This window comes from Vogesella indigofera, assembly GCF_003633895.1.
Classification (GTDB): Bacteria; Pseudomonadota; Gammaproteobacteria; order Burkholderiales; family Chromobacteriaceae; genus Vogesella; species Vogesella indigofera.
This window is the reverse complement of sequence record NZ_RBID01000003.1, coordinates 32,642-55,337: the sequence shown is the minus strand read 5'-3', so window position 1 is coordinate 55,337 and position 22,696 is coordinate 32,642. Positions and strand designations below refer to the sequence as shown.

Genomic DNA, 22,696 nt, shown 5'->3' with positions numbered 1-22,696 from the left:
GAAATCGTTGGTCTGAAGAACACCGTCAAGACCACTTGCACCGGCGTGGAAATGTTCCGCAAGCTGCTGGACCAGGGTCAGGCTGGCGACAACGTAGGCGTGCTGCTGCGCGGTACCAAGCGTGAAGACGTTGAGCGTGGTCAGGTACTGGTTAAGCCGGGTTCGATCAAGCCGCACACCACGTTCACTGGTTCGGTATACGTACTGAGCAAAGAAGAAGGTGGTCGTCACACTCCATTCTTCGCTAACTACCGTCCACAGTTCTACTTCCGTACGACTGACGTGACTGGCGCTGTTAGCCTGCCAGAAGGCGTGGAAATGGTTATGCCAGGCGACAACGTAGAAATCAAGGTTGAGCTGATTGCTCCGATCGCGATGGAAGAAGGTCTGCGTTTCGCCATCCGTGAAGGTGGTCGCACCGTTGGTGCTGGCGTTGTTGCCAAAATCATCGCCTAATCGGAAGCCGAGAACGATATGCAAAGCCAAAAAATCCGTATCCGCCTGAAAGCTTTCGATTACAACCTGATCGACCGCTCCGCACAGGAAATCGTTGAAACCGCCAAGCGCACTGGTGCCGTTGTTAAGGGCCCGGTTCCGCTGCCGACCAAAATCGAGCGTTTCAACATCCTGCGTTCCCCGCACGTTAACAAGTCGTCCCGCGATCAGCTGGAAATCCGTACGCACCTGCGTCTGATGGACATCGTTGATCCGACCGACAAGACTGTTGATGCGCTGATGAAGCTGGACCTGCCAGCCGGTGTGGATGTAGAAATCAAGCTACAGTAACAGCACTATTTCATGTGCCGTGAGCTAAGTGCTTGCGGTTATTGAATTTTATTGTTACATTAGCGGACTCACCATTGTGGTGAGTCCGCTTTTCTTTTGAGTAAGCCGGTCAATCGTAATCGGCGCCTGTAAAGGAAATAAACATGACTTTAGGTCTGGTCGGTCGCAAAGTCGGCATGACCCGCATTTTTGCTGAAGATGGCGCAACCATCCCGGTAACTGTGCTGGATATGTCCGCAAACCGCGTATCGCAAGTAAAGACTGCTGAAACTGATGGCTACACTGCCGTTCAGATTGCAGCAGGTGTTCGCAAGGCAAATCGTGTAACCAAGGCTCAGGCCGGTCACTTTGCCAAAGCTGGCGTTGATGCCGCTCGCGTTATGCGCGAGTTCCCTCTGTCCGCAGAGGCGCTGGCATCGCTGAACGTTGGTGATGCCATCTCCGTCGAGATTTTCCAGGTTGGCCAATTGGTCGACGTAACTGGTACCTCGAAAGGTAAAGGCTTCTCCGGCGCCATCAAGCGTCACAACTTCAGTTCCAACCGCGCTTCGCACGGTAACTCTGTTTCTCACAACTCCGCCGGTTCCATCGGTCAGGCGCAAGATCCGGGTCGCGTTTTCCCGGGTAAGCGTATGGCTGGTCAGTACGGTAACGTCAAGAGCACTATCCAGTGCCTCGAAGTTGTCCGTGTTGATGTGGAGCGTCAACTGCTTCTGGTGAAGGGTGCTGTACCTGGTGCCAAGAACGGTGATGTAGTGGTGCGTCCTAGCGTGAAGGCAGGTGCATGATGGAATTGAAAGTGATCAACGCCCAGGGCCAGCAAGTTGAAGCCCTGCAAGCCTCTGAAGCACTCTTCGCCCGTGACTACAACGAAGCGCTGGTGCATCAGGTAGTAACTGCATTCTTGGCAAATGCGCGCAGTGGTAACCGTGCGCAGTTGACTCGTGCTGAAGTAAAACACTCCACCAAGAAGCCATTCCGTCAAAAGGGCACCGGTCGTGCTCGTGCCGGTATGACTTCCTCGCCTCTGTGGCGTGGTGGTGGTCGTGCGTTCCCGAATTCGCCTGACGAAAACTTCACGCACAAGGTTAACCGTAAGCAATACCGTGCCGGTATGGCTACGATCCTGTCGCAGCTGGTACGTGACGAGCGCTTGATCGTCGTGGACAGCCTGACAGTTGAAACGCCAAAGACAAAGGAATTTGCCGCCAAGGTGAAGTCCTTGGGTCTGGATCGTGCTCTGTTCATCACTGGCGAGCTCGACGAGAACCTGTATCTGTCTTCCCGCAACTTGCCAAACGTCCTGGTGATTGAAGCTCAGCAAGCTGACCCGTTCAGCCTTGTTCGTTTCAAGAAGGTTGTTATCACCCGTGATGCCATCAAGCAACTCGAGGAGCAATGGGCATGAATCAGGAACGTTTGCTGCAAGTAATTTTGGCACCGGTGGTTTCTGAAAAGAGCACCATGGTTGCCGAGAAAAACCAGCAGGTGGTATTCCGCGTGGTTGCCAATGCAACCAAGCCTGAAATCAAGGCTGCCGTTGAACTGCTGTTCAACGTCAAGGTTGATGGCGTTTCCACGCTGAATGTTAAGGGCAAGTCCAAGCGTTTCGGCCGTTTCGTCGGCAAGCGCAAAGACTGGAAAAAGGCTTACGTGAGCCTTGCCCAAGGTCAAGAAATCGACCTGACCGCTACCCCTGTTGCTGCGGAATAAGGAGATAGACTATGGCTCTGGTAAAAGTAAAACCGACGTCTGCTGGTCGCCGTGCTGTTGTCAAGGTGGTAAACCCTGACCTGTACAAAGGCCGCCCGCACGCCGCACTGGTTGAGAAGAAAAACTCGACCGGTGGCCGTAACAACAACGGCCACATCACTACCCGTCACATGGGTGGTGGTCACAAGAAACAGTATCGCATCATCGATTTTCGTCGTAACAAAGACGCGGTTCCGGCCAAGGTTGAGCGTATCGAATACGATCCAAACCGTACAGCCAACATCGCGCTGCTGTGCTACGCGGATGGTGAGCGTCGCTACATCATTGCCCCGCGTGGCGTAAAGGTTGGTGCTGAGCTGATGTCCGGTTCCGAAGCACCGATCAAAGCTGGTAATGCCTTGCCAATCCGTAATATCCCGGTTGGTACCACCATCCACTGCATCGAGCTGCAACCAGGCAAGGGTGCGCAAATTGCCCGTTCCGCCGGCTGCTCCGCCATGCTGCTGGCTCGTGAAGGCATCTACGCTCAGCTGCGTCTGCGCTCTGGCGAGATCCGTCGTGTACACGTTGACTGCCGCGCCACCGTTGGCGAAGTGGGCAACGAAGAACATAGCCTGCGCAAGATTGGTAAGGCCGGTGCAAACCGTTGGCGCGGTATCCGCCCAACAGTTCGCGGTACTGCCATGAACCCGGTTGATCACCCACACGGTGGTGGTGAAGGCCGTACAGGTGAAGGTCGTGTTCCTGTTAGTCCGTGGGGTACCCCGACTAAGGGCTTCCGTACACGTCGTAACAAGCGCACTGACAACATGATTGTACGTCGTCGCTTCTCGAATAAAGGGTAATTGAGCTATGGCACGTTCGCTTAAAAAAGGCCCGTTCGTTGACCTGCACCTGCTGAAAAAAGTGGATGCGGTGCGTGCAACGAGCGACAAGCGTCCAATCAAGACTTGGTCGCGCCGTTCGACGATTTTGCCTGACTTCATCGGCCTGACCATTGCGGTTCATAACGGTCGTACGCACGTTCCGGTGTATGTTTCCGAAAACATGGTTGGCCACAAGCTCGGTGAATTCTCGCTGACTCGTACCTTCAAAGGCCACGCGGCTGACAAGAAGGCCAAGAAGAAATAAGGTGATGCGATGAGAGTTTCTGCACAACTTAATAATGCACGCCTGTCGGCACAAAAATGCCGTCTGGTTGCAGACCTGATCCGCGGCCAAGCCGTCGGCCAGGCACTGAATATCCTGACCTTCAGCCCGAAAAAGGGTGCCGCGCTCATCAAGAAGGTGCTTGAGTCCGCTATCGCCAATGCTGAGCATAACGAAGGCGCTGATATCGACACCCTCAAGGTGACTTCCATCTACGTTGATAAGGGTCCTAGTCTCAAGCGTTTCTCCGCCCGTGCCAAAGGCCGCGGTAACCGCATTGAGAAGCAGACCTGCCATATCACGCTCAGTGTTGGCAACTAAGGGGTAAGCTATGGGTCAGAAGATTCATCCGACGGGTTTCCGTCTCGCAGTGACTAAAAACTGGTCTTCCAAATGGTTTGCAAATTCGCATGACTTTGCCGGCCAGCTGAAGCAAGACATCGAAGTACGCGAGTTCCTGAAGAAGCGCCTAGCGCATGCTTCGGTAGGTCGTGTTGTTATCGAGCGTCCAGCCAAGTCCGCCCGCATTACCATTCACAGCGCCCGTCCAGGTGTTGTTATCGGTAAAAAAGGTGAAGACATTGAAGTTCTGAAGAAAGAACTGCAGCGTCGTCTTGGTGTGCCTGTGCACGTCAATATCGAAGAAGTTCGCAAGCCAGAGATCGATGCTCAGATCATTGCTGACGGTATTGCCTCGCAGCTGGAAAAGCGCGTGATGTTCCGTCGTGCCATGAAGCGTTCCATGCAAAATGCAATGCGCATGGGTGCCCAAGGCATCAAGATCATGAGCTCCGGTCGTCTGAACGGTATCGATATCGCTCGTAGCGAATGGTACCGCGAAGGCCGCGTGCCTCTGCACACTCTGCGTGCAGATGTTGACTACGCTACTTCTGAAGCTCACACCACCTACGGTGTTATCGGCATCAAGGTATGGGTATACAAGGGCGACATCAAGCCAGGTCAAGTCCAGGCTGCCCCTGTAGCACCAGAGAAGAAATCCAGAAAGGCAGGAGCTCGAAATGCTGCAGCCAACTAGACTGAAATACCGTAAACAGCAGAAAGGTCGCAATACTGGTATCGCGACCCGCGGCAACAAAGTTAGCTTCGGCGATTTTGGTTTGAAAGCAATCGGTCGTGGTCGTCTGACTGCCCGTCAAATCGAAGCGGCTCGTCGTGCTATGACTCGTCACATCAAGCGTGGCGGTCGCATCTGGATCCGCGTATTCCCAGACAAGCCAATCACTTCCAAGCCAGCCGAAGTTCGTATGGGTGGGGGTAAGGGTAGTCCGGAATACTTCGTGGCCGAAATTCAGCCAGGCAAAATGTTGTACGAGATGGATGGTGTTGCCGAAGAACTGGCACGCGAAGCCTTCCGTCTTGCAGCTGCCAAGTTGCCTATTCCGACAGTGTTTGTAATTAAACAGGTGGGTCAGCAATGAAAGCATCCGAACTGAGAGCGAAAAGTGTTGATGAGCTGAAGGCCGAGTTGCTTGGTTTGCTGAAGGCGCAATTTGCACTGCGCATGCAGCATGCAACTCAACAGCTCGCCAAGAATAGTGAGCTGAAAAAGGTGCGTCGCGATATCGCCCGTACCCGCACTGTTCTGAAAGAAAAGGCTGCCTGAGATGAGCGAAACTAAAGTAGTCCGCACGCTGGTCGGCAAAGTAGTCAGCGATAAGATGAACAAGACCGTTACTGTCCTGGTAGAGCGCAAAGTAAAGCACCCTATCTACGGTAAAATTGTTCGTCGCTCCAAAAAGTTTCACGCTCATGACGAAACCAACCAGTACAAAACTGGCGACCTCGTTGTGATCAGCGAAACTCGTCCACTCTCCCGGACGAAAACTTGGGTTGTGACCTCACTGGTAGAGCGCGCAGTTTAATCTGTGTGTAATGCTTGCAGGGGGGCTTGCCCCTCTGTATAATGTGTGATTCGGTGTTCAGCCGAAGTCATCCCTTACGGGGTCCAAGACTGGCCGTTGGATACGCCACCTTACTTTAGGTGGCGTTTCTTTCATCTTCTTGAAGGTGAAAGAAAGTGACGGAATTAAGTTGGATAGAAAGGTAATCAAATGATTCAAATGCAGTCCATTTTGGATGTTGCAGACAACACTGGTGCGCGTTCCGTTATGTGCATCAAGGTGTTGGGCGGCTCCAAGCGTCGCTACGCTGGCGTGGGCGACATCATCAAGGTGAGCATCAAGGATGCAGCACCTCGCGGTCGCGTGAAAAAAGGTGATGTGTACAACGCTGTTGTCGTGCGTACTGCCAAGGGCGTTCGCCGTCCTGACGGTTCGCTCATCAAGTTTGATGGCAACGCTGCAGTTCTTCTGAACAACAAGCTGGAGCCTATCGGTACCCGTATTTTCGGGCCGGTGACTCGTGAGCTTCGTACCGAGCGTTTCATGAAGATCGTTTCGCTCGCGCCAGAAGTGCTGTAAGGAGACCACAGATGCGCAAAATTCGTAAAGGTGATGAAGTCGTAGTAATCACCGGTAAAGACAAGGGCAAGCGCGGTTCCGTTCTGCGTGTCCTGGAAGGCAAAGTCGTAGTGGAAGGCATCAACCTGGTGAAAAAACACCAGAAGCCTAATCCAGTACGTGGTGTCGCTGGTGGCATCGTTGAAAAGACTATGCCGATTGATGTATCTAACGTCGCTATTTTCAATGCGGGTAGCCAGAAAGCTGACCGCGTAGGCTTCAAGGTGCTTGAGGACGGCCGCAAGGTGCGTATCTTCAAATCCACCGGCGAAGTTATCGGCGCGTAAGGGGTGAAGATGGCACGTCTGTACGATTTTTACAAAAACACTGTTGTACCAGAGCTGGTAAAACAGTTCGGTTACAAGTCCCTGATGGAAGTTCCGCGCATTGAGAAGGTTACTCTCAACATGGGCGTGGGCGAGGCTGTAGCTGACAAGAAAGTAATGGATCACGCTGTTTCCGACCTGGAAAAGATCGCCGGTCAGAAGCCAGTTGTGACTACCGCACGTAAGTCGATCGCGGGCTTCAAAATCCGTGACCACTACCCGGTTGGTTGCAAAGTGACCCTGCGTCGTGAACGCATGTACGAGTTCCTGGATCGTCTGGTTACGATCTCGCTGCCTCGCGTACGCGACTTCCGTGGCGTTTCTGCCAAATCCTTTGATGGCCGTGGTAACTACAACATGGGCGTTAAAGAGCAGATCATTTTCCCGGAAATCGAATACGACAAAATCGATGCTTTGCGTGGTATGAACATCACTATCACCACTACTGCAAAGACCGATGAGGAAGCCCGCGCTTTGCTGGCTGCGTTCAAATTCCCGTTCAAGGGCTAAGCACATGGCAACTCTAGCTTTGATTAATCGTGAAGAGAAGCGCGCTAAGCTCGTGGCTAAGTACGCCGGCAAGCGTGAAGCGCTCCTCGCTATCATCAATAACCAGAATCTTTCCGAAGAAGAGCGTTTTGCTGCTCGTCTGCAACTGCAGACCCTGCCGCGTAATGCTAGCCCGGTTCGCCAGCGTCGCCGCTGCGCACTGACTGGTCGCCCTCGCGGTGTATTCCGTAAATTCGGTTTGGCACGTAACAAGCTGCGCGAACTCGCCATGAAAGGCGAGATCCCGGGCGTGACTAAAGCCAGCTGGTAATAGGAGATACAGAATGAGCATGCAAGATCCTATCTCCGATATGTTGACTCGTATCCGCAACGCCCAACGTGCTGCTAAAGCCGTTGTTGCAATGCCTTCTTCCAAGTTGAAGGTGGCCATTGCTCAGGTGTTGAAGGAAGAGGGTTATATCGAGACTTTTTCTGTTACCGATGCTGATAAAAAGCCGGTTCTGGAAATTGAATTGAAGTACTACGTTGGTCGTCCGGTAATCGAGAAGATCGAGCGCGTTTCGCGCCCAGGTCTGCGCGTTTACAAGGGTTCCAACGAGATCCCTAAAGTAATGAACGGTCTTGGTGTCGCTATCGTTTCGACTTCAAGTGGTGTGATGACTGATCGTAAAGCACGTGCAGCCGGTATCGGCGGCGAACTGCTCTGCGTCGTAGCCTAATCGGAGGGTTGAATGTCTCGCGTAGCAAAAAACCCGGTAGTCATCCCTGCTGGCGTAGAAGTGAAATTCGGTGCTGAAGAAGTGACTGTAAAAGGCGCTCTCGGCTCTTTGAGCACAGCACTGTGTGCTGATGTTGAAGTCAAGCTGGTTGATAACCAGCTCGAATTTGCCGCCAAGAACGACAGCAAGTTCGCACGTTCCATGTCCGGAACCCTGCGCGCGCTGCTGAACAACATGGTCATTGGTGTTAGCAAGGGTTTTGAGAAAAAGCTGAACCTTGTGGGTGTGGGTTACCGCGCTCAAGCCCAGGGTGAAGCACTCAACCTGTCCCTTGGTTTCTCGCACCCGGTTGTTCACGCCATGCCAGCCGGCATCAAGTGTGAAACCCCGACTCAGACCGAGATTTTGATCAAGGGTGCCAACAAGCAGTTGGTTGGCCAGGTCGCAGCCGAGATCCGTGCTTATCGTTCCCCAGAGCCTTACAAGGGCAAGGGCGTGCGTTATGCCGACGAGGTTGTGGTTCTGAAAGAAACCAAGAAGAAGTAATTGAGGCCCTGAAATGGACAAGAAACAGACTCGACTCCGCCGCGCACGTAAAACCCGTGCCCGTATTGCGGAGCTCAAGGTGGCTCGTCTGTGCGTTCATCGCACTAACAGCCATATCTATGCTCAAGTGATTGACGCAACCGGTAATGTTGTTCTGGCTAGCGCCTCCTCCCTGGAGTCCGCTGTGCGTGCCGACCTGAGCAATGGCGGCAACACCGCTGCTGCTGCGGTTGTTGGCAAGAACATTGCTGAAAAAGCTAAGGCTGCTGGTATCAATCAAGTTGCTTTCGATCGTTCGGGTTTCAAATACCATGGCCGTATCAAAGCCCTGGCTGACGCAGCCCGTGAAAACGGTCTTGTATTCTAATCGGAGTTAAGAATGGCTAAGCACGAGATCGAAGATCGTGGCGATGGTCTGATCGAGAAGATGATCGGCGTAAACCGCGTCACCAAAGTGGTGAAGGGCGGTCGTATCATGGCCTTCTCGGCTCTGACCGTAGTTGGCGATGCTGACGGTGGTATTGGCATGGGCAAAGGGCGTTCGAAAGAAGTGCCAGTTGCTGTGCAAAAAGGTATGGAGCAGGCTCGTCGCAACATGATCAAGGTTCCGCTGAAAAACGGCACCATCCATCATGCTGTTGTCGGCAAGCACGGTGCGACTACTGTGTTCATGCAGCCAGCTAAAGAGGGTGCCGGTGTTAAAGCTGGTGGTCCTATGCGCGCTGTATTCGAAGCACTGGGCGTACACAACGTTACTGCCAAGATCCATGGCTCGACCAACCCGTACAACGTGGTTCGCGCCACGATTGACGGTTTGAGCAAAATGGCAACTCCTTCGCAGATCGCTGCGAAGCGTGGCCTGACCGTTGCTCAGATTCTGGGAGCGGATCATGAGTGATGTTAAAAAAATCCGTGTGACTCTGGTTAAGAGTCTGATTGGTCGCATCGAGTCTCATAAAGCTTGCGCGAATGGTCTGGGTCTGAAGAAGATCAACCAAGTCGTTGAAGTGATTGATACTCCTGCTAACCGTGGCATGATCAACAAGATCAGCTACCTGGTTAAGAGCGAGGGTTAATATGCTGCTGAATACTATTAAGCCTGCAGCCGGTGCCAAACACGCAAAGCGTCGCGTGGGTCGTGGTATCGGTAGCGGTCTGGGCAAGACTGCTGGCCGTGGTCACAAAGGTCAGAAGAGCCGTGCTGGTGGCTTCCACAAGGTAGGTTTCGAAGGCGGTCAGATGCCTCTGCAACGTCGCCTGCCGAAGCGTGGCTTCAAGTCCCTGACTGCTGGCGATGTAGCCGAAGTTCGCCTGTCCGAACTGGCGCTGATGCCGGTTGACGAGATCGACCTGTTGTCCCTGAAGCAAGCCGGCATCGTGCCGACGCAAGCTCTGGGTGCAAAAGTCATCCTGTCCGGCAAGGTTGAGCGTGCTCTTAAACTGCGTGGCATCGCTGCCACCGCTGGTGCCAAGGCTGCAATCGAAGCCGCTGGCGGTAGCTTCGTAGAATAAGGTAAAGCTCGTGGCGAATGCTTCTCTAGTTGGTAATGCCAGTAAATTTGGTGACCTCAAGCAGCGGATTTTCTTTTTGATCGGCGCGCTGATTGTTTATCGCATCGGTGCCCACGTTCCGGTGCCTGGTATCAATCCGGTAGAACTAGCGAAGTTGTTCCAGTCGTCACAGACGGGCCTGCTTGACATGTTCAACATGTTCTCGGGCGGCGCCCTGTCGAGATTTTCGGTATTTGCCCTAGGCATCATGCCGTACATCTCCGCCTCCATCATTCTTCAACTGGCTTCAGAAATTGTTCCAACGCTGAAGCAGTTGAAGAAGGAGGGTGATGCTGGCCGTCGCAAAATCACTCAGTACACGCGTTATGCAACGCTCTTTTTGGCTACGTTCCAGAGTTTCGGTATTGCTGTCATGCTATTCAAGCAACCGGAGCTGGTACTGAGTGGTCAGACCGAGTTTTATGTAACGACCGTGGTGACTCTGGTCACCGGCACCATGTTCCTCATGTGGCTGGGCGAGCAGATTACCGAACGTGGTTTGGGAAATGGTATTTCGTTGATCATCTGTTCGGGTATTGCCGCTGGCATTCCTGGATCGATCGGTCAGACACTGACCTTGGCTAGCCAGGGCTCCTTGTCCATCCTGTTGGCGATTGCCTTGTTTGCGGGCGTGATTGCTGTCACTTACCTGGTGGTGTTCGTTGAACGCGGCCAACGTAAAGTGCTGGTCAACTACGCCAAGCGGCAGGTTGGCAACCGCGTGATGCAGGGCCAGTCGACGCATATGCCGCTGAAGCTGAATATGGCCGGGGTCATCCCGCCGATTTTTGCATCCAGCATCATTCTTTTCCCGGCAACCGTACTGGGCTGGTTTGGTAATACCGAAGGCTTGGGTGTGCTGAAGTCTGTTGCAGACAAGTTGCATCCTGGTCAGCCGCTGTATGTTCTGCTCTATGCTGCTGCTATCGTTTTCTTCTGTTACTTCTATACCGCCCTTGTGTTCAACCCCAAGGAAACGGCTGATAACCTGAAGAAAAGCGGTGCGTTCATTCCGGGTATCCGTCCGGGTGAGCAGACGTCGCGTTATATTGAGAAAATCATTCTCCGTCTAACACTTATTGGTGCGATCTACATCACGCTGGTTTGCTTGTTGCCTGAGTTCCTGATCCTGAAGTGGAATGTACCGTTCTACTTTGGCGGGACTTCGCTGTTGATCATTGTTGTCGTGACAATGGACTTCATGGCGCAGGTTCAATCCTACGTGTTGTCTCACCAGTATGACGGGTTGCTCAAGAAGGCCAACTTCAAGGGCGCATCCGGTCGCTGACGGTCAACGGTAGCAGTTTTATGGCTAAAGAAGATACCATCCAGATGCAGGGCGAGATCCTGGAAAATTTGCCTAGCGCAACTTTCAAGGTCAAGCTCGAGAATGGACACATTGTGCTCGGGTATATTTCCGGAAAGATGCGGATGCACTACATCCGCATCCTGCCGGGAGATAAGGTGACAGTAGAAATGACACCTTATGATTTGTCCCGTGCCCGTATTGTGTTCCGTGCGAAGTAGTCGCACTTGCTCTTTTCAGATAGAAAGGAACTGAAATGCGTGTACAACCTTCGGTAAAGAAAATTTGCCGTAACTGCAAAATCATTCGCCGCAATCGTGTGGTACGAGTGATCTGCACTGATCCGCGTCACAAACAAAAACAAGGCTAACATTTGTTAGCCAGGTTTTCGTATGTTACAATCGCAACCTTTTCAAGCTCGTAAAGCTTAAGGAAAGAGAATGGCCCGTATTGCAGGGGTAAACATCCCCAATCATGCGCATGCCGTTATCGGCCTGCAGGCTATCTATGGCATCGGTTCTACTCGTGCGAAGCTCATTTGTGCTTCCGCGAGCGTTAATCCTTCTTCCAAGATCAAGGATTTGACCGAAGCCGAGATGGAATCTCTGCGTGTAGAAGTCAGCAAGTTCACTGTTGAAGGTGACCTGCGTCGCGAAATTACCATGAGCATCAAGCGTTTGATGGACATGGGTTCTTATCGCGGTTTCCGCCATCGTCGCGGTCTGCCTTGCCGTGGTCAGCGCACCCGCACGAATGCACGCACCCGTAAGGGTCCGCGCAAGCCGATCGCCGGCAAGAAGTAATAAGGAACATAGATAATGGCTAAAGCAAACACAGCAGTGCGTGTACGCAAAAAGGTACGCAAAAGCGTAAGCGATGGCATCGTCCACGTTCACGCTTCCTTTAATAACACCATCATCACCATCACTGACCGTCAAGGGAATGCTTTGTCTTGGGCTACCTCCGGCGGTGCTGGTTTTAAAGGCTCGCGTAAAAGTACACCGTTTGCAGCTCAGGTAGCTGCAGAGCACGCTGGTAAAGTTGCCCAAGAATATGGTGTAAAGAACCTTGAGGTTCGTATCAAGGGCCCAGGCCCTGGTCGTGAATCCTCCGTGCGTGCCCTGAACGCCCTTGGCTTCAAAGTTACCAGCATCTCCGACGTGACTCCGGTACCACATAACGGATGTCGCCCTCCCAAGAAACGTCGTATCTAATCCGGAGAGTCTGAGAACATGGCACGTTATATTGGCCCAAAATGTAAGCTTGCTCGTCGCGAAGGGACTGACCTCTTCCTGAAGAGTGCCCGTCGCGCACTTGATTCCAAGTGTAAGCTTGATACCCCTCCTGGTCAGCACGGCGCGAAAAAAGGTCGTCTGTCTGACTATGGTGTACAGCTGCGTGAAAAGCAGAAAGTTCGTCGTATTTACGGCATTATGGAACGTCAATTCCGTAAGTACTTTGCTGAAGCAGCTCGTCGTCAAGGCTCCACCGGTGAAAACCTGCTGAAGATCCTTGAAGCTCGTCTGGACAACGTTGTTTATCGCATGGGTTTTGGTTCCACCCGTGCTGAAGCACGTCAGCTGGTTAGCCACAAGGCAATCACTGTGAATGGTCAGATTGTGAATATTCCTTCTTTCCAAGTGAAAGCAGGCGACGTTGTTGCTATTCGCGAAAAGTCCAAGAAGCAAGTGCGTATTCAGGAAGGCTTGGCGCTGGCCGAGCAAATCGGCTTCCCTTCGTGGGTTGCTGTTGACAGCAAGAAGATGGAAGGTGTCTTCAAGACTGCTCCTGAGCGTTCCGAGCTGTCTAGCGATATCAACGAGCAGCTCGTTGTGGAATATTACTCCAAGTAATCGCTAGCTCTTAAGGAATGACTATGCAAAACAGCGCTTCGGAATTTCTGAAACCGCGTTTGATCGATGTGCAGCCGGTTTCGGCTACACACGCCCGTGTGTCGATGGAGCCGTTCGAGCGTGGTTATGCCCATACTCTGGGTAACGCCCTGCGCCGGATCCTGCTCTCGTCGATGCCTGGTTACGCACCGACCGAAGTTACTATTGCTGGCGTTTTGCATGAGTATTCCGCTCTTGACGGTGTTCGGGAGGATGTCGTCGACATTCTTCTGAACCTGAAGGGTGTAGTACTCAAACTGCATGGTCGTGACAGTGTCATTCTTTCCCTGAAAAAGGAAGGTGAAGGCCCTGTCCTGGCTGGTGATCTGGAATTGCCGCACGATGTTGAGGTGATCAACCCTGATCACGTCATCTGCAACCTGTCGGTTGGCGGCAAGATTGATATGGAAGTCAAAGTTGAGAAGGGCCGTGGCTATCAGCCAGTTTCCGCCCGCATCAGCCATGATGACAACCGTACCATCGGCACCATCCAGCTCGATGCTTCGTTCTCCCCGGTGAACCGCTGCAGCTTCAATGTTGAGAGCGCCCGTGTGGAGCAGCGCACAGACCTTGACCGTCTGGTGCTGGACATCGAGACCAATGGCGTGATCGAGCCGGAAGAAGCAGTGCGTATTGCTGCCCGAATCCTGGTTGATCAGCTGTCGATTTTTGCAGACTTGCAAGGCACCGCAGTTGAGGAAATCGTTGAAAAGGCGCCGCCGATCGATCCGATCTTGCTGCGTCCGGTTGACGATCTCGAACTTACGGTACGTTCCGCCAACTGTCTGAAGGCAGAGAACATTTACTACATCGGTGATCTCATTCAGCGTACGGAAACCGAGCTGCTGAAGACTCCGAACCTTGGTCGCAAGTCTCTGAATGAGATCAAGGAAGTTCTCGCTTCTAAAGGCCTGACCCTTGGCATGAAACTTGAGAACTGGCCACCGGCTGGTCTTGAGAAGCCGTAAGTCGGGATAAAAGGACACTAAAATGCGTCATCGTAACAGTAATCGTAAATTGAACCGTACGAGCAGCCACCGTCTTGCGATGCTTCGCAACATGGCTAACTCGTTGCTGCGTCACGAAGTGATCGTGACTACTCTGCCAAAGGCCAAAGAACTGCGCCGTGTCGCCGAGCCGCTGATTACCCTGGGTAAGAAGCCATCGCTGGCCAACCGTCGTCTGGCTTTTGACCGCACTCGTGATCGTGAAATGGTTGTAAAACTGTTTGACGAACTCGGCCCACGTTTTGCTAACCGCAATGGTGGCTATGTGCGTATTCTGAAGTACGGCTTCCGTCAGGGCGACAACGCTCCGATGGCACTGGTTGAACTGGTGGATCGTGCAGAAGAAGCAGTTGCAGTAGAAGCCGCTGAATAAGCTGCTTCAAGTAAAAAAGCCGGCGCAAGCCGGCTTTTTTATTGCCCTCGCCACTTAGATGACTCCCGCACTGTTGCCGCCTGCTGTAGCTGATGCTTCGGCCATTGCCTGCACATTGTGTAGTTGCCAACGCTGGTCGCTGAGTGTGAAAAGTAGACGCAGCCGTCGGTGTTATTGTGGGCTACTGCATGCTAGGTGATGCGGCAGCACACGGCATGCGATTCCGTGTCGCCTAAGACAATTCATGCCAGCAGCGGTGCTGGCTATGTGCTGATTGCAGCATTGGGGGCGGCATGTGTGTCACGGTAGCCGGCCCTCGGTCAGCGTAGCCGCCGCTGGTCCGCTGTCTCGCACAAGACGCGGAATCATTTTCTGCAGATCCAGCCCCGGCCTGCAGCTCATCTCTACAGACTGATCGTAGTTCCCTGTCCCTATTAGTTGGTCCTGCCCGCATCCTGCCGGTGGTGTGAGTGGCATGGCTGCCCGATTTCGATAGTACGGTGCCGCTGCTCAACGCGCACCAGTATGGCAGCGACAGCAACATCTTTACCCGCCCCGTGACGGTAGCGCGCGAGTTAGGTGGCCGCATCCAGGTCGGCATGATCGGGGTCGATCTTCCGATCCCGCTGCCGATGGTGTGCCACCGCTTTGGCGGCGTGGCGTCACTATTCGGCGACCAGCACGGGCACGGCCCGTAAGGGGGACTTCTCTCGCCGCATGCAGATCCTTGCCACGCGCAGTCCGGATAAGCGAGCGCCGAATTGGTGATGGCGATGATGAGATAACCCTGTCCATGATGAGGGATTACCCGCTATCGCTGTTTTGCCCGGCCCAGGCCGGGTTTTTTTCTGGTTAAATGCTTTAAAAAGGGCAATTGCTCTAGTGGTGGTTTACATAAAGTGATACTAAATAAGCACGCCGGCCCACACGGCGACATAAAACGACAAGGAGAGTAGCGATGAGCAGTAAGGGAACGATGTCATTGAGGCGACGTTTGCAATTGCAGGTGGTACTGGTAGCTGTGCTGCTCTGTATCATTGGCGGCATCACGCTGTACTTCGAGCGTGCCTCGCTGTACGCCGACCGCGAGGCCAAGGTGCGTAACCTGGTCGAGAGCGCGGTCACCCTGATCAAGGGGTACGAGGAGATGGCCGCAGCCGGCAAGCTGTCCGAGGCCGATGCCAAGCAGCAGGCGATTACCGTACTCAACAGCATGCGCTACGACGAGCGCGAGTATTTCTTTGCCTTTGATCCCGGTTGGGTGTGGGTGGCGCACGGCGCCAAGCCGCAGCTGGCCGGCACCAACCTGAAAACCATCAAGGACCCGACCGGCGTCAACCTCGGTGAGCTGTTCGAGACAGCGGTGCGCGACGGTAACGGCCGCAATTTCGTGTCCTACGTGTGGGACAAGCCGGGTTTCGACCAGCCGCAGCCTAAGCTGTCCTACCTCGCCACCAGCGGCAAGTGGGGCTGGGTGGTCGGTACCGGTATCTATCTTGACGACGTGGCGCTGGCGCTGCGCAATACCGCGCTGCTGCTGTTCGCCGAGATCTTTGTCGCGCTGCTGCTGGTGGTGCTGATCGGCTACCTGACCCGCCGCAGCGTGATGCAGCAGCTGGGCGGCGAGCCGGCGCTGACGCGCGACGTGGTGCGGCAGATCGCCCAGGGCCAGCTCAATGTCGCGGTGCCGGTGGCGGCCAGCGACAAGGACAGCCTGCTGGCGGCGGTGGCCGACATGCAGCAGCACCTGCGCGAACTGGTCGGCGGCATCGCCGACAGCAGCCACAGCCTGACCGGCATGGCCGGCAATATTTCCGGCAGTGCCACCGCGGTGGCCACCGGTTCCGAGCAGCAAAGCCGCGCCGCCAGCGACATGGCGGCCTCGATCGAGGAGCTGACCGCCAGCATCAAGCAGATCTCCGAACTGGCCAGTCACGCGCACGCGGTATCGGCCAGCTCCGGGCAGCTGTCGCATAGCGGCGGTGAGGTGATCTCGCGCGCGGTGGACGAGATGCACCGCATCAACGAATCGGTGGATCAGGCGGCGCTGACCATCGGCGACCTGGTTAGCAAGACGCAGACCATCTCCACCATCATGCAGGTGATCAAGGACATCGCCGACCAGACCAACCTGCTGGCACTGAACGCGGCGATCGAGGCGGCGCGGGCCGGCGAGCTGGGCCGCGGCTTTGCCGTGGTCGCCGACGAGGTACGCAAGCTGTCGGAGCGCACCGGCCAGGCGACGCAGGAGATCGCGGTGATGATCCGCGAGATCCAGAACGGCTCCGAGGCATCGCGCAGCAATATGGAAGAGGCGGTGGAGCGGGTGAAATCCGGGCTGGCGCTGGCGGAGAAGGGCGGCGAGTCGATCCGCCAGATCCGCGACAGCGCCGGCGGCGTGGTGGCGGTGGTGAATGACATTTCGCAGGCACTGTCGGAGCAGGGCCACGCCAGCGAGGAAATCACCCGTCACGTCGAGCAGATCGCGCAGGCGGCGGCACAGAACGCCGAGGCCGCTGGTCACACCTCCGGTGCCATCGGCGAGCTGCACGGCCTGACCGGCAATCTGCGGCAGATGGTGTCGCGCTTCCACGTGTGACAAGACGACAAGGTTGGCCGCAGGCTTGCGGCCAACCTTGTGTGCAATAAAAAAAGCCCGACGCAGTGCGTCGGGCTTTGTTCATGCCGCGGCCGGCAACTGACGCCGGTAACGCTGCCAGCCATGCAGTGCGATGCCGGCCAGCAGCAGCGCCACGCAGCCCCACAACACCGGCGCATTGCCGTAGCGCATGTATGGGGTCAGCCCGCTGCGGCCCTGTACCCGTGCCGTCAGCGTCTGCCGCGTGTCCGGCGCCGCCACGGTCTGCACTTCGCCGCCGGCATCGATCACCGCGGTCATGCCGGTATTGGTGGCGCGCAGCATTGGGCGCCCGGTTTCCAGTACCCGCGCCTGCGACAGCTGCAGCTGCTGGCTCATCGCGTTGCTGCTGCCGAACCAGGCCAGATTGCTGACGTTGGCAAGCATGGTGGCACCGGCGGCGGGGCCGATCAGCTCCTCGCCGAAACCGTCCTCGTAGCAGATGTTGAAGGCGATGCGCTGGTCGGCCACCGCCAGCGGGGCCTGGCTGTCGCCGCCGCGGCTGAAGCCGGATAGCGGCATGTCCATGAAACGGTAGATCCAGCCGGTCACCGCCGGCAGCGGGATGAACTCGCCGAACGGCACCAGATGGTTCTTGGCGTAGTAGGGCTGCGCCGGATCGTTCAGCGCCACCACCGCATTGAGATAGCCACTGCCGTCGTCGGTGCGGCGCGGAATGCCGGTGATCAGCGTCGCCTGGCGGCGGCTGGCGTCACCGTTGATCATGGTCAGGTAGCCGGAGGGGAGGTCGTCGAGGAACACCGGCAGTGCGGTTTCCGGCAGCAGAAGCAGGTCGGACGGCGGCGCGCTGGCCACCATGCGGTAGTAGGTGCTCAGTGTCAGCTCGAAGGTGGCCGGATCCCATTTCAGCGATTGCGGGATATTGCCCTGCAGCAGCGACACCGCCAGCGGCTTGCCGCTGGCTTGGGTCCACTGTTGTTGCTGCAGCCAGGCGCCGCCGCCCCACAGCGCGGTGGCCAGCCCCAGCAGTGCCAGCTGCGGCAGGCGGCGCCAGCGCGGCAGCAGCACGAGGATGGCGGCGGACAGCGCCACGGCATAGGTGACGCCGTGGATGCCGGTGACGGCGGCCAGGCCGGCGAGCGGGCTTTCGGTGATCTGGCTGTAGCCGATGGCGCCCCACGGGAAGCCGGTCAGCATCCAGCTGCGCAGCCACTCGCCCAGTGTCCACAACGCCGGGAACAGCAGCAGCCAGAGGCTGGCGCTGTTGGTGCCGATGCGGCAGGCCAGCCACACCGCCAGCGCAGGGAACAGCGCCAGCCAGGCCGGTAGCAGCAAGGTCATGGCGCCGGCCATCGGCGCCGGCATGCCGCCGATATCGTGCAGGCTGATGTAGATCCAGTAGAAATTGCTGGTATAGGCAGCCAGCGCCCAGCCGTAGCCGAGCAGGAAGGCGCGTTGCGGCCAACGTTGCACCAGCTCCAGCAGCAGCGCCAGCAGCAGTGGCATCAGCAGGAACAGGCGGTAGGGGGCGAAGGCGAACACGGTGGCGGCGCCGGCCAGCAGCACCAGCAGCAAATAGCCGAAGGTACGCAGCATCTAGCGGTCTGCCTGCGGACGGCGCTCGACCAGCAGCGCCTGCAGCCGGCGGCTGTCGGCGCGGATCACGGTGAAATGCCAGTCCTGCAGCTGCAGGCCTTCGCCGCGTACCGGCACGTAGCCGAGATTGGCGGTGACCAGGCCGCCGATGGTGTCGACCTCGTCGTCCGGCAGCGCGCATTCGAAGAAGTCGTTGAAGTCGTCGATGCTGGTGGTGGCCAGCACGCGGTAGCGTTCGCCGCGCACCGGCACGATGTCGTCTTCCGATTCGATCAGGTCGTGCTCGTCGTCGATGTCGCCGACGATCACTTCCAGCACGTCCTCGATGGTGATCAGCCCGGACACGCCGCCGTATTCGTCGACCACGATCGCCATGTGCGTCTTGGTGGCGCGGAATTCGCGCAGCAGGCCGTCGAGGCGCTTGCTCTCCGGCACGAACACCACCGGGCGCAGCGTCTTTTGCAGGTCGAAATCGTTGGGCGTCAGGAAGTAGCGCAGCAGGTCCTTGCTCAGCAGGATGCCCTGCACGTCGTCCTTGTCCTCGCCGATCACCGGGAAGCGCGAATGGCCGGCCTCGATCACGTGCGACAGCAGCTTTTCCATCGGCTCGGACAGGCGGATCACGTCCATCTGGCTGCGCTGCACCATCACCTCGCGCACGGTGCGCTCGGAGAAGGACAGCACGCCTTCGATCATCGACAGCGCTTCGGCGTCCAGCACATTGCGCTCGAAGGCGGCATGCAGCTGGGAAACCAGCTCTTCGCGGTCTTCCGGTTCGTGGGTAAAGCGGTTGAGCAGGCGCTCGAACCAGTTGGGCGCGGGTTTACTGGAATAGTCGTCCATGGTGTCGGGTCAGGATTTCTCTGCGGCGTAAGGATCGGCATAGCCTAACTTGCCGAGGATGACGGTTTCAAGCGCTTCCATCGCCTCGGCCTCGTCGTCGGCTTCGTGATCGAAGCCCTGCAGGTGCAGCATGCCGTGCACCACGAGGTGGGCGTAGTGTGCGTCCAGGCGCTTGCCCTGCTCGGCGGCCTCGCGTGCCACCACCGGCGCGCAGAACACCAGATCGCCGAATAGCGGCATGCCGGCGACGGTGTCGCCCTCGTTCAGCGCGAAGCTCAGCACGTTGGTGGCGTAGTCCTTGCCACGGTAGTCGCGGTTCAGCGCGCGGCCTTCGGCCTCGTCGACCACTAGCAGCGAAATCTGGGCCTTGTGCACGTCGCGCTGCAGCGCGGCCTGGCACCAGCGGCGCCACTGTTTGCCTTCTGGCAGCGCCTGTTCGGCTTCCAGCCGGTCTTCGAGGGTCAGGTCCAGCCGTGCGGCCAACCTTTGCAGTACTTGATTGCGTTTAGCGGTCTTCATCTTCTTGGATCTGGTAACGGTCGTAGGCGTCGACGATTTTCTGCACCAGCGGGTGGCGCACCACGTCGTCGCTCTGGAAATGGTGGAAATGGATGCCGCGCACCTGGCTCAGGATACGCTCGACCTCGACTAGGCCGCTCTTCTGGTGGCGGGCGAGGTCGATCTGGGTCACGTCGCCGGTGATCACCGCGCGCGAGCCGAAGCCGATGCGGGTGAGGAACATCTTCATCTGCTCCGGCGTGGTGTTTTGCGCCTCGTCGAGGATGATGAAGGCGTTGTTCAGCGTGCGGCCGCGCATATAGGCCAGCGGCGCGATCTCGATCAGGTTCTTCTCGAACAGCTTGGCGACCTTGTCGAAACCCATCAGGTCGTACAGCGCGTCGTATAGCGGGCGCAGGTAGGGATCGACCTTCTGCGCCAGATCACCGGGCAGGAAGCCCAGTTTTTCACCGGCTTCCACCGCCGGGCGCACCAGCACGATGCGTTTCACCGCGTCGCGCTCCATGGCGTCCACCGCGCAGGCTACGGCGAGATAGGTCTTGCCGGTACCGGCCGGGCCGATGCCGAAGGTGATGTCGTGGCTGAAGATGGCCTGGATGTAGCGGCTCTGGCGCGGGGTGCGGCCTTTCAGGTCGCGGCGGCGGGTGTGCAGGGTCGGGGTGTCGTCCAGCCCGTCCTGCGGGTTGTCCTGCCGTGCCTCGACCAGCCCCAGCTGGATGTCCTGCACCGACAGCTCGCGTTTTTCCGCCAGCGCATAGAAACGCTGCAGCAGGCCAAGCGCGCGGGCGGCCTGCTCGCCGCGCAGGCTGAACTGCTCGCCGCGGCGCTGGATGCTGACATCCAGCCCGGTTTCGATCTGTTTCAGGTTCTCATCCAGTGCGCCGCACAGGCGGGACAGGCGTTCGTTGTCGACAGGGGTAAAGCTGTGGCTGCTGTGGGCTTCGGTCATGGACTGGTGGTCGTCAGGGGCGGACATTGCCGTTGCTGGTATCGCTGCTGCAATTGCAGCAGCCTGTGTTCAAGCCCGGCGATGCGCTGCGGATCCGGTTGCGCGGTGCCCAGCGGCACGCCGAAACCGATACCGGCGCTGCCGTGGCTGCCGATGGCGCCGCCCAGCCCGATATTGAGTTGCACCGGGCTGCGTGGCGCCTGTCGCTCATCCTGCAGCTGCTGCCGCGTTTGCGCAAGCGCCTGCGTCAGCGCCGCGCAGTCCATGGTCGCCGGATCGGCCGGTGGCAGGCTGGCACAGGCGGCCAGCAGGGGCAAGATTGCAAGCAGCAGGCGCATGGTTCAGTCACTTTCACGCAGCAGCAGTTCGCCGCCCAGCGAGTGCGGGTTGGCTTCGGTAATCACCACGTCGACCAGCTGGTTGATCAGCCGTGGCTGACCGACAAAATTGACCACGCGATTGTTGGCGGTACGCCCGGCCAGCATCGACGGGTCCTTCTTCGAGATGTTCTGCACCAGCACGCGTTGCACGCTGCCGAGCATGCCCTGGTTGATGCGGAAGCCTTCGGCCTCGATCACCTCGTTGAGCGCCTCCAGGCGGCGCACCTTCTCGCTGTGCGGGGTGTCGTCGGCAAGGTTGGCCGCCGGTGTGCCGGGGCGCGGGCTGTAGATGAACACATAGCTGAAATCGAAGGCCATGTCTTTCACCAGCTTCAGCGTCGCCTCGAAATCGGCCTCGGTTTCGCCGGGGAAGCCGACGATGAAGTCCGACGACAGGCACAGCTCGGGGCGGATGGCGCGCAGCTTGCGGATGATGGACTTGTATTCCAGCGCGGTGTAGCCGCGTTTCATCGCCATCAGCGTACGGTCGGAGCCGCTCTGTACCGGCAGGTGGATGTGCGAGACCAGTTTCGGCAGGCGTGCGTAGCAGTCGATGATGCGCTGGCTGAATTCGCGCGGATGGCTGGTGGTGAAGCGCATGCGCTCGATGCCGGGAATCTCGTGCACGTACTCCAGCAGCAGCGCGAAATCGGCGATCTCGCCGTCGGCCATCAGGCCGCGGTAGGCGTTGACGTTCTGGCCCAGCAGGGTGATTTCCTTCACCCCCTGTGCCGCCAGGCCGGCGATCTCGGTCAGCACGTCATCGAACGGGCGCGACACCTCCTCGCCGCGGGTGTACGGCACCACGCAGAACGAGCAGTACTTGGAACAGCCTTCCATCACCGACACCATCGCCGCGGCGCCGTCGACCTTGGCCGCCGGCAGGTGGTCGAATTTCTCGATTTCGGGGAAGGAGATGTCGACCTGGGCGTTGCCGCTTTGCTGCCGGCTCTTGATCAGCTCCGGCAGGCGGTGCAGCGTCTGCGGCCCGAACACCACGTCGACGTAGGGTGCGCGCTTGACGATGGTGTCGCCTTCCTGCGACGCGACACAGCCGCCGACGCCGATGATCAGGTTGGGATTGGCCTCTTTCAGCGGCCGGATGCGGCCGAGATCGGAGAACACCTTTTCCTGCGCCTTTTCGCGCACGCTGCAGGTGTTGAACAGGATTACGTCGGCGTCTTCCGGGTTTTCCGTCTTGATCATGCCTTCGCTGCTGCCGAGCACGTCGACCATCTTGTCGGAGTCGTACTCGTTCATCTGGCAACCGAACGTCTTGATGTAAACCTTTTTCATGCTGGGCACACTGTAAATGAGAAATGCCAGCAGGGGCCGCCAAAGCAAGCGGCCACGGGCTTGCGAACGGTTTTTGCTGGCAAATGAATAGCTTGCGCCGATTTTAACACGGCTGGCAGGGCTTGGGGATGTCGTAGGCCGGACGGGCGCCGGCGC

The 22,696-nt window shown here is 57.1% G+C and carries 38 protein-coding genes; 32 read left to right on the top strand and 6 right to left on the bottom strand.

What is annotated here, in order from left to right; all coding sequences use genetic code 11:
• The 32 genes from C8E02_RS01640 to C8E02_RS01485 all read left to right on the top strand — a co-directional run.
• A partial coding sequence (locus C8E02_RS01640) for an EF-Tu C-terminal domain-related protein (RefSeq protein WP_245961032.1) occupies positions 1-456 on the top strand: 456 nt, incomplete at its 5' end.
• An 18-nt stretch (positions 457-474) separates the two neighbouring features.
• A complete protein-coding gene (rpsJ, locus tag C8E02_RS01635; RefSeq protein ID WP_047967708.1) occupies positions 475-786 on the top strand; it encodes a 30S ribosomal protein S10 in 312 nt (103 codons plus the stop codon).
• 143 nt (positions 787-929) lie between these two features.
• The gene (rplC, locus tag C8E02_RS01630) at positions 930-1,574 is read left to right on the top strand and encodes a 50S ribosomal protein L3 (RefSeq protein WP_120809395.1); all 645 of its coding nucleotides are present in this window, start codon (positions 930-932) and stop codon (positions 1,572-1,574) included.
• Positions 1,574-2,194: a 50S ribosomal protein L4 gene (gene rplD, locus C8E02_RS01625; RefSeq protein ID WP_047967713.1), complete on the top strand. Its 621-nt coding sequence runs from the start codon at positions 1,574-1,576 to the stop codon at positions 2,192-2,194. Before rplC ends, rplD begins: the two co-directional genes overlap by 1 nt.
• On the top strand, positions 2,191-2,499 hold the full coding sequence (rplW, locus tag C8E02_RS01620) for a 50S ribosomal protein L23 (protein ID WP_047967712.1): 309 nt from the start codon (positions 2,191-2,193) through the stop codon (positions 2,497-2,499). The genes rplD and rplW overlap by 4 nt, the downstream gene beginning before the upstream one ends.
• Positions 2,500-2,510: 11 nt before the next feature.
• Positions 2,511-3,344 (top strand): 50S ribosomal protein L2, encoded by an 834-nt coding sequence (gene rplB, locus C8E02_RS01615; RefSeq protein WP_082133789.1) that lies wholly within the window; start codon positions 2,511-2,513, stop codon positions 3,342-3,344.
• Between the two features lie 7 nt (positions 3,345-3,351).
• Entirely contained in the window at positions 3,352-3,630 is a 279-nt protein-coding gene (rpsS, locus tag C8E02_RS01610; protein WP_047967705.1) for a 30S ribosomal protein S19, read from the top strand.
• A gap of 9 nt (positions 3,631-3,639) precedes the next feature.
• Positions 3,640-3,969 (top strand): 50S ribosomal protein L22, encoded by a 330-nt coding sequence (rplV, locus tag C8E02_RS01605; RefSeq protein ID WP_047967704.1) that lies wholly within the window; start codon positions 3,640-3,642, stop codon positions 3,967-3,969.
• 10 nt (positions 3,970-3,979) lie between these two features.
• Positions 3,980-4,684, top strand: a complete 705-nt coding sequence (gene rpsC, locus C8E02_RS01600; protein ID WP_047967703.1) for a 30S ribosomal protein S3 — start codon at positions 3,980-3,982, stop codon at positions 4,682-4,684.
• Positions 4,668-5,087 carry a 50S ribosomal protein L16 gene (gene rplP, locus C8E02_RS01595; protein ID WP_047967702.1) on the top strand — a complete coding sequence of 140 codons (420 nt, stop codon included), beginning with the start codon at positions 4,668-4,670 and terminating at the stop codon, positions 5,085-5,087. The genes rpsC and rplP overlap by 17 nt, the downstream gene beginning before the upstream one ends.
• Entirely contained in the window at positions 5,084-5,272 is a 189-nt protein-coding gene (gene rpmC, locus C8E02_RS01590) for a 50S ribosomal protein L29 (protein WP_047967701.1), read from the top strand. The genes rplP and rpmC overlap by 4 nt, the downstream gene beginning before the upstream one ends.
• Before the next feature lies 1 nt (position 5,273).
• Positions 5,274-5,531 carry a 30S ribosomal protein S17 gene (gene rpsQ / locus C8E02_RS01585; protein ID WP_047967700.1) on the top strand — a complete coding sequence of 86 codons (258 nt, stop codon included), beginning with the start codon at positions 5,274-5,276 and terminating at the stop codon, positions 5,529-5,531.
• A gap of 189 nt (positions 5,532-5,720) precedes the next feature.
• Positions 5,721-6,089, top strand: coding sequence for a 50S ribosomal protein L14 (rplN, locus tag C8E02_RS01580; RefSeq protein WP_047967699.1), 369 nt, complete (start codon positions 5,721-5,723; stop codon positions 6,087-6,089).
• Between the two features lie 11 nt (positions 6,090-6,100).
• A complete protein-coding gene (rplX, locus tag C8E02_RS01575) occupies positions 6,101-6,415 on the top strand; it encodes a 50S ribosomal protein L24 (RefSeq protein ID WP_047967698.1) in 315 nt (104 codons plus the stop codon).
• Between the two features lie 9 nt (positions 6,416-6,424).
• Positions 6,425-6,964, top strand: coding sequence for a 50S ribosomal protein L5 (gene rplE, locus C8E02_RS01570; protein ID WP_120809397.1), 540 nt, complete (start codon positions 6,425-6,427; stop codon positions 6,962-6,964).
• Positions 6,965-6,968: 4 nt separating this feature from the next.
• A complete protein-coding gene (gene rpsN, locus C8E02_RS01565; RefSeq protein ID WP_082133788.1) occupies positions 6,969-7,274 on the top strand; it encodes a 30S ribosomal protein S14 in 306 nt (101 codons plus the stop codon).
• A gap of 13 nt (positions 7,275-7,287) precedes the next feature.
• Positions 7,288-7,683, top strand: a complete 396-nt coding sequence (gene rpsH / locus C8E02_RS01560) for a 30S ribosomal protein S8 (protein WP_047967697.1) — start codon at positions 7,288-7,290, stop codon at positions 7,681-7,683.
• 12 nt (positions 7,684-7,695) lie between these two features.
• Positions 7,696-8,229, top strand: coding sequence for a 50S ribosomal protein L6 (rplF, locus tag C8E02_RS01555; RefSeq protein WP_047967696.1), 534 nt, complete (start codon positions 7,696-7,698; stop codon positions 8,227-8,229).
• A 13-nt stretch (positions 8,230-8,242) separates the two neighbouring features.
• A complete protein-coding gene (gene rplR / locus C8E02_RS01550) occupies positions 8,243-8,596 on the top strand; it encodes a 50S ribosomal protein L18 (RefSeq protein ID WP_047967695.1) in 354 nt (117 codons plus the stop codon).
• 12 nt (positions 8,597-8,608) lie between these two features.
• Entirely contained in the window at positions 8,609-9,127 is a 519-nt protein-coding gene (gene rpsE / locus C8E02_RS01545) for a 30S ribosomal protein S5 (RefSeq protein ID WP_047967694.1), read from the top strand.
• Positions 9,120-9,305: a 50S ribosomal protein L30 gene (rpmD, locus tag C8E02_RS01540; RefSeq protein WP_047967693.1), complete on the top strand. Its 186-nt coding sequence runs from the start codon at positions 9,120-9,122 to the stop codon at positions 9,303-9,305. The genes rpsE and rpmD overlap by 8 nt, the downstream gene beginning before the upstream one ends.
• A gap of 1 nt (position 9,306) precedes the next feature.
• Entirely contained in the window at positions 9,307-9,741 is a 435-nt protein-coding gene (rplO, locus tag C8E02_RS01535; RefSeq protein WP_047967692.1) for a 50S ribosomal protein L15, read from the top strand.
• A 10-nt stretch (positions 9,742-9,751) separates the two neighbouring features.
• Positions 9,752-11,068 carry a preprotein translocase subunit SecY gene (gene secY, locus C8E02_RS01530; RefSeq protein WP_047967691.1) on the top strand — a complete coding sequence of 439 codons (1,317 nt, stop codon included), beginning with the start codon at positions 9,752-9,754 and terminating at the stop codon, positions 11,066-11,068.
• Positions 11,069-11,088: 20 nt separating this feature from the next.
• Positions 11,089-11,307: a translation initiation factor IF-1 gene (gene infA / locus C8E02_RS01525; protein WP_047967690.1), complete on the top strand. Its 219-nt coding sequence runs from the start codon at positions 11,089-11,091 to the stop codon at positions 11,305-11,307.
• Between the two features lie 35 nt (positions 11,308-11,342).
• Entirely contained in the window at positions 11,343-11,456 is a 114-nt protein-coding gene (gene rpmJ / locus C8E02_RS01520; RefSeq protein WP_011137711.1) for a 50S ribosomal protein L36, read from the top strand.
• Positions 11,457-11,526: 70 nt separating this feature from the next.
• The gene (gene rpsM, locus C8E02_RS01515) at positions 11,527-11,889 is read left to right on the top strand and encodes a 30S ribosomal protein S13 (RefSeq protein ID WP_047967689.1); all 363 of its coding nucleotides are present in this window, start codon (positions 11,527-11,529) and stop codon (positions 11,887-11,889) included.
• 15 nt (positions 11,890-11,904) lie between these two features.
• The gene (rpsK, locus tag C8E02_RS01510) at positions 11,905-12,300 is read left to right on the top strand and encodes a 30S ribosomal protein S11 (RefSeq protein ID WP_017507353.1); all 396 of its coding nucleotides are present in this window, start codon (positions 11,905-11,907) and stop codon (positions 12,298-12,300) included.
• Positions 12,301-12,318: 18 nt separating this feature from the next.
• Complete coding sequence (gene rpsD, locus C8E02_RS01505; protein WP_047967688.1) at positions 12,319-12,939, top strand: 30S ribosomal protein S4; 621 nt, start codon at positions 12,319-12,321, stop codon at positions 12,937-12,939.
• A gap of 23 nt (positions 12,940-12,962) precedes the next feature.
• Entirely contained in the window at positions 12,963-13,946 is a 984-nt protein-coding gene (locus C8E02_RS01500; RefSeq protein ID WP_120809396.1) for a DNA-directed RNA polymerase subunit alpha, read from the top strand.
• Between the two features lie 22 nt (positions 13,947-13,968).
• A complete protein-coding gene (rplQ, locus tag C8E02_RS01495) occupies positions 13,969-14,358 on the top strand; it encodes a 50S ribosomal protein L17 (protein ID WP_047967686.1) in 390 nt (129 codons plus the stop codon).
• A gap of 470 nt (positions 14,359-14,828) precedes the next feature.
• Positions 14,829-15,056, top strand: a complete 228-nt coding sequence (locus tag C8E02_RS01490; protein ID WP_120809394.1) for an aldehyde dehydrogenase family protein — start codon at positions 14,829-14,831, stop codon at positions 15,054-15,056.
• A 278-nt stretch (positions 15,057-15,334) separates the two neighbouring features.
• On the top strand, positions 15,335-16,957 hold the full coding sequence (locus C8E02_RS01485; RefSeq protein WP_245961034.1) for a methyl-accepting chemotaxis protein: 1,623 nt from the start codon (positions 15,335-15,337) through the stop codon (positions 16,955-16,957).
• An 81-nt stretch (positions 16,958-17,038) separates the two neighbouring features.
• Here the strand turns inward: C8E02_RS01485 and lnt are convergent, their stop codons facing one another.
• From lnt to miaB, 6 genes are read right to left on the bottom strand one after another with little or no spacing between them, the layout of a single operon-like run.
• On the bottom strand, positions 17,039-18,553 hold the full coding sequence (gene lnt / locus C8E02_RS01480) for an apolipoprotein N-acyltransferase (protein ID WP_120809392.1): 1,515 nt from the start codon (positions 18,551-18,553) through the stop codon (positions 17,039-17,041).
• A complete protein-coding gene (locus tag C8E02_RS01475; RefSeq protein WP_120809391.1) occupies positions 18,554-19,396 on the bottom strand; it encodes a CorC family transporter in 843 nt (280 codons plus the stop codon).
• A gap of 9 nt (positions 19,397-19,405) precedes the next feature.
• Entirely contained in the window at positions 19,406-19,915 is a 510-nt protein-coding gene (gene ybeY / locus C8E02_RS01470) for an rRNA maturation RNase YbeY (protein ID WP_120809390.1), read from the bottom strand.
• The gene (locus C8E02_RS01465; protein ID WP_425451929.1) at positions 19,902-20,891 is read right to left on the bottom strand and encodes a PhoH family protein; all 990 of its coding nucleotides are present in this window, start codon (positions 20,889-20,891) and stop codon (positions 19,902-19,904) included. Before C8E02_RS01465 ends, ybeY begins: the two co-directional genes overlap by 14 nt.
• Positions 20,861-21,202 carry a hypothetical protein gene (locus C8E02_RS01460; protein WP_120809388.1) on the bottom strand — a complete coding sequence of 114 codons (342 nt, stop codon included), beginning with the start codon at positions 21,200-21,202 and terminating at the stop codon, positions 20,861-20,863. The genes C8E02_RS01465 and C8E02_RS01460 overlap by 31 nt, the downstream gene beginning before the upstream one ends.
• 3 nt (positions 21,203-21,205) lie before the next feature.
• A complete protein-coding gene (miaB, locus tag C8E02_RS01455) occupies positions 21,206-22,540 on the bottom strand; it encodes a tRNA (N6-isopentenyl adenosine(37)-C2)-methylthiotransferase MiaB (RefSeq protein ID WP_120809387.1) in 1,335 nt (444 codons plus the stop codon).
• Positions 22,541-22,696 lie beyond the last annotated feature (156 nt).